The organism is Holdemanella sp. DFI.5.55, assembly GCF_020593575.1.
GTDB lineage: Bacteria > Bacillota_I > Bacilli_A > Erysipelotrichales > Erysipelotrichaceae > Holdemanella > Holdemanella hominis.
This window is the reverse complement of the sequence record NZ_JAJDMK010000447.1, coordinates 1-217: the sequence shown is the minus strand read 5'-3', so window position 1 is coordinate 217 and position 217 is coordinate 1. Positions and strand designations below refer to the sequence as shown.

Annotated in this window: 1 protein-coding gene; it reads left to right on the top strand. The window is 50.2% G+C overall.

The window, feature by feature from the left end:
• Positions 1-217, top strand: a 217-nt coding sequence (locus tag LJE08_RS14760) for an RNB domain-containing ribonuclease (RefSeq protein ID WP_370633290.1), incomplete at both ends; no start/stop codon positions are given.

Below are 217 nucleotides of genomic sequence, written 5' to 3'. Positions count from 1 at the left end.
GGATGCCGATCGAATCAAGAGCTTTGCTGAGCTGCTCAGCGTCTTTGGCATTGAAATGAAGGGTGACTTGAAAAACGTTAAGCCCAAGATGCTCCAAGACGTTTTAAAGAGCGTGGCCGGCAAGCCAGAAGAACAGATGGTCCAGGTGATGATGCTGCGCAGTATGCAGCAGGCTAAGTATGCTGATGAAGAAGTCGGTCACTTTGGTTTGGGTGCC